The sequence below is a fragment of the Methylomagnum sp. genome, assembly GCF_054333355.1.
Genome location: NZ_JBTEKS010000171.1, coordinates 1 through 8,909, shown reverse-complemented (window position 1 = coordinate 8,909; position 8,909 = coordinate 1). Strand labels below are relative to the sequence as shown.

The following is an 8,909-nucleotide window of genomic DNA, read 5'->3' as shown; positions in this document are numbered from 1 at the left end:
GCTGGCCGGTTTCCGGGGCGATATTCTGCAAGTTCCCCCGATGTATTCGGCCCTCAAGCACAAGGGGCAACGACTGTACGATCTGGCCCGCAAGGGCATCGAAGTCGAGCGGGAAGCCCGGCCCGTGACCATTCACGAATTGCGCCTCGAAGCCTTCGACGCGACCAGCTTGGAGCTTGATGTGCATTGCTCCAAGGGAACCTACATCCGCACCCTGGCCGAAGACTTGGGCCAAGTCTTGGGCTGCGGCGGGCATGTTGAAGTCCTGCGCCGCACGGCGGTGGGCGAGCTGGACATCAGCGAGGCCCATACCGTCGAAGAACTCGAAGTCCTGCCCGACGCAGCGGCCCGTGAGGCTTGGTTGTTGCCCATGGACCGGATCGTCAAGAGTCTGCCCGAGGTTCGGTTGAGCGATGAACTGAGCTTTTATGTCCGCAAGGGCGAGGCGGTTCTCGTGCCCAAGGCACCCACGGAAGGTTGCGTGCGCTTGTATGGACGGCGCGAGGTTTTCATGGGTATCGGCGAGGTGCTGGATGATGGACGCATCGCGCCCCGGCGGCTGGTCAAGGTCGGCCAGCCGGAGCGGGCGTAGGTCGGGCTAAAGCCCAGCCTACGCCAATAGCGCGCTGGTCATGCTCTAAAGCCGAGGCTTTGATTGAAACACGTCACGGCCTGACGTTAAAATTGCCGGTTTATTTAATTGCTTGAATTTTTGGGAGTCTAGAAATGCCCTATACCGCCGTAGAAAAAAGCGCTGTCGTGCAGCAATATCAGCGCGCCGCAAACGACACCGGCTCGCCGGAAGTCCAAGTGGCTTTGCTCACCGCCCGCATCAATCACCTTACCCCCCACTTCGTTGAGAATAAAAAGGACCATCATTCCCGCCGTGGCCTGCTGCGTCTGGTCAATCAGCGCCGCAAGCTGCTGGACTACATCAAGCGGAAGGATGTCGAACGTTATAGGAGCTTGATCGAGCGACTGGGTCTGCGTAAGTAAATAGTTGACTAACTTGAAGGTATCGTTGTGAATCCGATTCGGAAACAGTTCAAGTACGGCGACTATCAGGTCTCTTTTGAAACCGGCGAAATCGCCCGCCAAGCAGATGCGGCCGTCATGGTGGACATGGCGGGCACCGTGGTCTTGGTGACGGTCGTGGGCAAAAAGGAAGCCTCCCCCGGCACCGATTTCTTCCCGCTGACGGTCAACTACCAGGAGAAATCCTACGCCGCTGGCAAGATTCCCGGAGGCTTCTTCAAGCGCGAAGGCCGTCCCTCCGAGAAGGAAACCCTGACCGCACGCCTGATCGACCGCCCCATTCGCCCGCTGTTCCCGGAAGGGTTCACCAACGAAGTCCAGGTGGTCGCCACGGTCATGTCCCTGAACCCGGACATCGACCCGGATATTCCCTCGCTGCTCGGCGCCTCCGCCGCGTTGACCCTGAGCGGCCTGCCGTTCCAAGGTCCGATTGGCGCGGCGCGGGTGGCCTACATCGACGGCCAGTACGTCCTTAATCCCGCCACGCCCGACCTGGATGACTCGCTGCTGGACCTCGTGGTCGCTGGCACCGAGCGGGCCGTGCTGATGGTGGAATCCGAGGCCGATATCCTGTCAGAAGACATCATGCTGGGCGCCGTGGTGTTCGGACATGAGCAGATGCAGACCGCCATCCGGGCCATTAACGAATTGGCCGCCGAAGCGGGCGTCAAGTCCTGGAATTGGACGCCGCCGGTTGAGAACGAAGCCCTGCTGCAAGCGGTGAAGGATCAAGCCGGTGCCGCCATCGCCACCGCCTATCAAATCGCCGACAAGCAGGTTCGCCAGCAAGCCGTGAAGGATGCCCGCAAGGCCGCCATCGAAGCCCTGACCGGCGAAGGTCGGTTCACCGAGTCGGCGGTGCGCGGCGTGTTTGAGAAGCTGGAATACGACACGGTTCGCTTCCGCATCTTGGACGAAGCCAAGCGCATCGACGGTCGCGACCTCAGCACCGTCCGCCCCATTTCCATCCGCACCGGCATCCTGCCCCGCACCCATGGTTCCGCCCTGTTCACCCGTGGCGAAACCCAAGCGCTGGTGGTGGCGACGCTCGGCACGGGCCGCGACGCCCAGGTGATCGACGCGATTGAAGGGGAATACAAGGACTCCTTCATGCTGCATTACAACTTCCCGCCGTACTGCGTGGGCGAAACCGGCATGATCGGCTCGCCCAAGCGCCGCGAAATCGGCCACGGTCGCCTCGCCAAGCGCGGCGTGCAGGCCATCATGCCCAGCCTGGAAGAATTCCCCTACGTCATCCGGGTCGTGTCGGAAATCACCGAATCCAACGGCTCCAGTTCCATGGCCTCGGTGTGCGGCACCAGCCTCGCGCTGATGGACGCGGGCGTGCCGACCGTGGCACCGGTGGCCGGTATCGCCATGGGCTTGATTAAGGAAGGCGAGCGCTTCGCGGTGCTGTCCGACATCATGGGCGACGAGGACCACCTCGGCGACATGGATTTCAAGGTGGCCGGTAGCCGCGACGGCGTGACCGCCTTGCAGATGGACATCAAGATCGACGGCATCACCCCCGAGATCATGCGCCAAGCCTTGGAACAGGCCAAGGCCGGGCGGCTGCACATCCTCGACAAGATGGCCGAAGCCCTGGCCGCGCCGCGTAAGGAAATGTCCAACTACGCGCCGCGCATCATGACCCTGACCATCGACCCGAGCAAAATCCGCGACGTGATCGGGAAGGGCGGCGCGACCATTCGCGCCATCACTGAAGAAACCGGCGCGAGCATCGACATAACCGACGACGGCGTGGTGAAGATTGCTTCTGTGGACAAGGAAGCTGGCGATGAAGCCCGCCGCCGCATTGAGGCGATTACCGCCGAGGTGGAAGTGGGCAAGATTTACGAGGGCAAGGTGGTCCGCTTGATGGACTTCGGCGCCTTCGTGACCGTGCTGCCCGGCAAGGACGGTCTGGTCCACATCTCGCAAATCTCCGACGAGCATGTCGAGAAGGTCAGCGACAAGCTGTCCGAGGGCGACATCGTACGGGTGAAGGTATTGGAAATCGACCGACAGGGACGGGTGCGGTTGAGTATGAAGGCGGTGGATAAGGAATGATTACCTCTTCCCGCTAAAGATTAAAAAGGCCGGCTTGAACCGGCCTTTTTTTGGCCTGTAGGAAATGTGGGGGCGGTTTTTAACCGCGACAGGTGTGCCAGAAGTCGCGGTTGGAAACCGCTCCCACGGGCGAGCGGCCGCTACGCTTGGGCGATTTCGTAAATGTAATGCTCACCCGCCTTGTTGCGCGTTGTGGCCCTGGTATTAATCGTGAGGCCATATTCCCCGCAGATGTTCTTCGGGTCATGCTCCGCGCCAACGAATTCTGAATAAGGGATATATATCCGGGTATCCGCGTCGGAGTAATCGACCACTTCCGAGAAGAACCGCCGCAGGATTTCCTGCCCACCATCGGCGTTCAAGCCATATAAGCCGTTGGATGGGTAATAATTGAAGTTAAACATAATAAGGTCGAACTTGCGCGGGGGCACATCGGCAAACAGATTGCTATGAATGAATTGTATGGGTGCCAAGCCCGGGTTCTGGCCTATGTTGGCGGTCGCGCACTCGATGGCGTCTCGATTGAAATCCACACCGATGACCCGTTGGCTGCCGATTTTTTTCAGTAGGAACGCGAAATAGCCACTGCCGCAGCCCATGTCCAAAGCGGATTCGCCGGGCTTTTGTTGCAATATGAAGTTGCCGGCAAACGAACTGGTGATGCCAAAGTCGGAGGGGAATACATTCCTCGCTATGGTTAGGTTAATGCCATCGAGTTCCGTCTTATAGGGCTGCTTGGCGAGATAGACCGATAACTCGTCTTCCCGTTTTTCGATACTCATCTTATCGTTATTCATGTTGGCTTATTTGTTGGGGATAAAAACTGATTGGTCTTGCGTAGATGGCTGATTTAAGCCGGTAAACGGGGCGGAGAGATATTCCCATTTGCGGATGCCCATTTCAAGCGGTTCCCGGGCGGCTTGATCCGAGGAATGCGGCGGACGCTGGGTTTGATTTGGTCGATAAAGACAGGCGGGCGGGGTGATGTTGGTAGCGTGCTTGCACAATCTCCGCAGAGCCTTTGTAGGTCCGGGCCGCTAAGCCCAACTCGTACACTGCCGCGTGAGCCGGGTAATTGCCCGGAACTCTTTGTCCGACCGAGGATTTTGGTTGTCGTTGATGTCCTGGCGAATTCGGATTCTTTGATGTGGCGACTGCGTTTGCAAAGTGGCCCATCGTTGTTGGCTGTCTAAATCTTGATCTATATCAATAAGCATGGCCTTGGATTTCGTTAATGTTCTCCCCGCGCCGACTGTGGTCGCGATAACAACAAACCAATATTCGATATACGAGGTAAAAATAATGGAACAGGAAAAAGATAACTTCTGGTTGTACATCGGCGGCGTTATTGTTGCTGTTGTCATCGTCTTGGTGATGGTTAAAGGAAGCGAGCACGAAAAGTTTGCCACCGCGCAAAAGGCCATCTCGGAAGATTCCGCCAACTCCGCTTACAGATCGACTAACGTTCCGTCTGGACGTCAATAATCCGCAGACACAATAAAACTATCTCTGTGGTTTAAGGCTCGGCTTTGAATATTTGCACCGTGGACTCCTCTGGAGTCCACGGTTTTTTTACGCCTTTAATTCCTGTGGGCATGGATGAAACGGTATCCTAGCCTGTCTTCGTCAATCCGCCGTCTGAGGTTCGCATTAATCGAACCTGATTAGCAATGAAATTCAGTCATCACCGGATTTCTGTGGGATGGGCATGAATACATTCCCACCCCACACTGAAGATTCTTGCTAATCAGGTAATCGAATGCTTCCTGGATGGTTTGCGTCTCATTGCTTGAGCCATTACCGGAATTTCTTCCGGGAGTTGTCAATCGGCTGGCCACAAATGCAGAATGGCCCGGAGGCCCGGCCATGGCGTCGGATTCGCCCGGTTTAGCGGCGGAACCAGTGGGTCTATTCAAGCAATCCAATAACCACAAGCATTACCACAGAGGAGAGGAGACGTGGATAACCAACTTCATCATCGAGTTGTCGTGGTCGGCGGCGGGGCCGCTGGCTTAGGCATCGCGGCCCGCCTGCTGCGTGCCGGTGTCACGGATGTCGCCATCATCGAGCCGTCCGACAAGCATTATTACCAGCCCTTCTGGACCTTCGTGGGCGGCGGGGTCGTCAACCGGGAGCAGTCGGTGCGGCCCATGGCCGAGCAGATTCCCCAGGGCGCGGCCTGGATCAAGGACGCCGCCGAGAGCTTCGATCCGGCCAACAACAGCCTGACCACCCGCGATGGCAAAACGATTGCCTACGACTATCTGGTGGTCTGTCCGGGCCTGCAAATCGACTGGGGCAAGATCGCCGGTCTCCCGGAGGCGCTGGGCAAGGACGGCGTGTGCAGCAATTACGGCTTCGACCAGGCACCCATCACCTGGGAGAACATCCGCAACTTCAAGGGCGGCAACGCGGTGTTCACCTTCCCGCCGCCGCCCATCAAATGCGCGGGCGCGCCGCAGAAAATCATGTACTTGGCGGAGGATTATTTCCGCAAGCACGGCCTGCGCGACCAGACCCAGGTGATTTATTACTGCGCGACCCCGACCATTTTCAGCGCGCCCAAGTACGCCGCCGCGTTGATGGAGAATGTGGTGAAGCCCCGGGGGATTGATGTCCGCTTCAAGCACAATCTGGTGGAGGTCCGCGCCGAGGCCAAGGAGGCGGTGTTCCGCAACGCCGATACGGGCGAGGACGTGGTCCAGCCCTACGCTATGCTCCACGTCGTGCCGCCCATGAGTTCGCCGGACTTCATCAAGCGCAGCCCCCTCGCCAACGAGGGCGGCTGGGTGGAGGTGAACAAGGAAACCCTGCAACACGTCCGCTATCCGAACGTGTTCAGTATCGGCGACGCCAGCAGCCTGCCGACCTCGAAGACCGCCGCCGCCATCCGCGCCCAGGCGCCGGTGCTGACCGCCAATCTGTTGGCGGCGATGAATGGTGGCCGGCTGACGCAGAATTACGACGGCTATACCTCCTGTCCGCTCATCACCGGCTACGGCAAGTTGATCCTGGCGGAATTCGACTACGACCTGAAGCCGAAGGAGACTTTCCCCTTCGACCAAGGCAAGGAGCGCTACAGCATGTACCTGCTGAAGCGCTACGCGATTCCGGTGATTTATTGGGAGGGCTTGCTGAAAGGGCGGCGGTGGCCCTGGCTGGGCGGGGCTTGAGTGCCCTGAAGGCGGGATGGCGGAGCGTCCCCCGCGCTGCGTCGGTCAAGTGAGGCTGTCGATACGGGGACGCCGCCGCTGTATCGGGGCGGCGTTTCTGGCCCCGGTTCCGGGGGAGGGCCAGGGCTAGGCCGCTTCCGCCGCTTTGCGGTACTTCGTCAGGGTCCAGCGGTTGCAGTCGCCGCCGCTATGGTAGGCCGCCGAGTCCATGCAGGACCGGATCAGCCATATCCCCATGCCCCGTTCGGGCAGGTTGTCGATGTCCTCGGGATCGAACTCAAGGGGATTGCCTTTATCCGCCAAGAGATGCGAGGCCATGCCCCGCCCACGGTCGATGATCTCAATAACCGCGCCGTCTTCGGAGAGCGAGTAGGACACCGTAATCTTGCCCTCCTCCGCCTCGCCGTAGGCGTGTTCGATGGCGTTGTTGACGGCCTCGACCACCGCCAGCTCGATGGCGGAGCATTCCTCGGGGGGGAACGCCAGCGCCGAGATATGCCGGATGCAGATGCCTATCAGCAGGGTGTCCATCGGGTTGTTGCCGATGATTAGGGTGACGTTGTTCATATGGGTCATACAAGGGTTCCGCGGCCACCCGCCGTGGCCATCATGTGGATTTGCCGTTGCCAGGCGTCCAGGGCGATTTCCCGGCGGGCGTCGCCCACGATCCAGTCGATCCCCGCGCTTTTGATGTCGAGGCTGTGGCCCGACGGGTCGATGCAGTGGTTGCCTGTGATGATCTTGTTTTCCAGGTGGGCGATGCCGGCGACGCGGGTGTAGTCGTGGATCAAGCATTCCCGGACCACCGCGCCGGTTTCCAGCAGGCAATTGGCGCCGATCATGGCCGGGCCGATGATCTCGACGCCCGGCTCGATGCGCGTGCCGCTGCCGATATAGACCGGCGGCACGATCTTCACCGCGTTCCAGTCCACCGACAGGTGTATGCCGGCATGGATTCCGGGGCGGACTTCCCGGCCCGGCATCCTGAAATGCCTGACCTCGCCGTTCAGAATCTTCCGCATCACGGCCCAGTAGTCGGGAATGGCGTTGATGTCCAGCCATTGGAAGGGCTTGGCGTAGCCATAGCAGGGCAGTCCGGCTTCGGCCAGGGCGGGCAGCAGTTGGCTGTCAATGTCGTATTCGACCCAGGCGGGAATGTGTTCAAACACCTTGGGTTCAAAGATGTAGATCCCGGTGCTGGCATAGTGGGACGCGGTCCCCGTTGAATTCGGTGGCGCCTGGAAGCCGACGACCTTGCTGTCGCCGTCGGTCTGGATGAAACCGCCATCACGAGCCTCGGCGGCGGGCGCGTTCCGCAGCGCCACCGTGGCGACGGCGTGTTTCCGGCGGTGGAAGTCCAGCGCCTCGGCGAGATCGAGGTCGAACAGGGCGTCGCCGCAGACCACGAGGAAGGTGCCGTCGAAGAAGCCCGAAAACTGTTGGATGCGCTTCATGCCGCCCGCCGACCCCAGCGCCAGCCCCGCCAGCCGGTCGTTTTCCACCTTGCCCTCGAAGGAGTAGGCGATTTGCGTCCCGAACCGGCCACCGTCGCGGAAGTATTCCTCAATGGCGGCGGGCAGATAACTGGTGTTCACCACGATCTCGGTGACGCCGAACCGCTTGAGGTGGTCGATGATGCACTCCATGACCGGCTTGTTGATGAGCGGGATCATGGGCTTGGGGATGCTGTCCGTGAGCGGCTTCAAGCCGGTGCCCTGGCTGGCCGCTAGAATCATTGTTTTCATTGGCGCTCCTCCCTCTGGCGGATTGGCCGAATAGCTCAGGTTCTCAGCGCTTCAAGCGCCTGTTCGGTGGTGGGATGGATGACGAACACCTTGTCCATGCGGGTCAACTGAAGCATGGACAGCACCGGACCCGCCAAATGGCAGAGGGCGATGCGGCCCTTCACGCCCACCAGCTTGAGGCAGGACACCATGGCGCCCAGGCCGCTGCTGTCGATGAAGTCCACGGACTCCAAGTCCAGCACGATGATTTTATGCCCCTGGTTGATGAGGCCCACCACCTGCTCCTTGAACGCCGCCGCCACGCTCGCGTCCAGCCGCCGATTGGCCAGCTTAAGCACGAGGATGCCGTCCACCAATTTTTCTTCTAGGTTCATATCGCCCCTGCGTCAGTTGAGTCAAAAACACCGGGCCGCTTGGCCCGGAAGCTAAAAATCCTGGCGGCGCCTATGGCAGCTCGAAGGCTAGCACCGAAATATCGTCGTCGAAGCTGTCCCCGCCGTTCCACTCGCAGATGCGCGCCCGCAATTGTTTCAGGGATTCATACAGGGGGAGTCCGCCCATCCCTGCGAAAAATTCTTTCAAGCGCTCGGGGCCAAACATTTCGCCCGCCGCGTTGGTGCATTCGGTCACGCCATCCGAGTACAGGAACATACGGTCGCCCGTTGTGTAGGATAAGGTAACGGAATCGTATTCCGCCATGGGTAATAAGGCCACCGGAAAACCGCCCTCGCCCACGTATTGGGGGGCGCCGTTCAGCGGGATGAAGAGCGGGCTGGGGTGCCCCGCCTGACAGAGCTGGATGGTTTGTTCGACGGTGTCGATCACCCCGTAGATCATCGTGAAATACAAGGAGTTGTCCGCCGCGTCCTGGAACTGGCTGTTGAGT

Annotated in this window: 10 protein-coding genes; 5 read left to right on the top strand and 5 right to left on the bottom strand. The window is 59.8% G+C overall.

Features of this window, described 5'->3' with window-relative positions; all coding sequences use genetic code 11:
- From ACXWUF_RS13480 to pnp, 3 genes are all read left to right on the top strand, one after another.
- A partial coding sequence (locus tag ACXWUF_RS13480; protein ID WP_458495182.1) for a tRNA pseudouridine synthase B occupies positions 1-592 on the top strand: 592 nt, incomplete at its 5' end.
- 134 nt (positions 593-726) lie between these two features.
- The gene (rpsO, locus tag ACXWUF_RS13475; protein ID WP_458495181.1) at positions 727-996 is read left to right on the top strand and encodes a 30S ribosomal protein S15; all 270 of its coding nucleotides are present in this window, start codon (positions 727-729) and stop codon (positions 994-996) included.
- Positions 997-1,023: 27 nt separating this feature from the next.
- Positions 1,024-3,105 carry a polyribonucleotide nucleotidyltransferase gene (gene pnp, locus ACXWUF_RS13470; RefSeq protein ID WP_458495180.1) on the top strand — a complete coding sequence of 694 codons (2,082 nt, stop codon included), beginning with the start codon at positions 1,024-1,026 and terminating at the stop codon, positions 3,103-3,105.
- A 140-nt stretch (positions 3,106-3,245) separates the two neighbouring features.
- On the opposite strand, the gene ACXWUF_RS13465 is transcribed toward pnp, so the two are convergent.
- Positions 3,246-3,887 (bottom strand): methyltransferase, encoded by a 642-nt coding sequence (locus ACXWUF_RS13465; RefSeq protein ID WP_458495179.1) that lies wholly within the window; start codon positions 3,885-3,887, stop codon positions 3,246-3,248.
- A gap of 520 nt (positions 3,888-4,407) precedes the next feature.
- Here ACXWUF_RS13465 and ACXWUF_RS13460 point away from each other — a divergent pair.
- Positions 4,408-4,590 carry a hypothetical protein gene (locus ACXWUF_RS13460; RefSeq protein ID WP_458495178.1) on the top strand — a complete coding sequence of 61 codons (183 nt, stop codon included), beginning with the start codon at positions 4,408-4,410 and terminating at the stop codon, positions 4,588-4,590.
- A 473-nt stretch (positions 4,591-5,063) separates the two neighbouring features.
- Complete coding sequence (locus tag ACXWUF_RS13455) at positions 5,064-6,278, top strand: NAD(P)/FAD-dependent oxidoreductase (RefSeq protein ID WP_458495177.1); 1,215 nt, start codon at positions 5,064-5,066, stop codon at positions 6,276-6,278.
- A 126-nt stretch (positions 6,279-6,404) separates the two neighbouring features.
- Here the strand turns inward: ACXWUF_RS13455 and ACXWUF_RS13450 are convergent, their stop codons facing one another.
- The 4 genes from ACXWUF_RS13450 to ACXWUF_RS13435 all read right to left on the bottom strand — a co-directional run.
- Complete coding sequence (locus tag ACXWUF_RS13450) at positions 6,405-6,854, bottom strand: ATP-binding protein (RefSeq protein WP_458495176.1); 450 nt, start codon at positions 6,852-6,854, stop codon at positions 6,405-6,407.
- Positions 6,851-8,023 (bottom strand): sugar phosphate nucleotidyltransferase, encoded by a 1,173-nt coding sequence (locus ACXWUF_RS13445; RefSeq protein ID WP_458495175.1) that lies wholly within the window; start codon positions 8,021-8,023, stop codon positions 6,851-6,853. Before ACXWUF_RS13445 ends, ACXWUF_RS13450 begins: the two co-directional genes overlap by 4 nt.
- Positions 8,024-8,058: 35 nt before the next feature.
- Positions 8,059-8,397 (bottom strand): STAS domain-containing protein, encoded by a 339-nt coding sequence (locus tag ACXWUF_RS13440; protein ID WP_458495174.1) that lies wholly within the window; start codon positions 8,395-8,397, stop codon positions 8,059-8,061.
- A 70-nt stretch (positions 8,398-8,467) separates the two neighbouring features.
- Positions 8,468-8,909 (bottom strand): PP2C family protein-serine/threonine phosphatase (locus ACXWUF_RS13435; protein ID WP_458495173.1); only part of this gene is annotated, 442 nt, incomplete at its 5' end.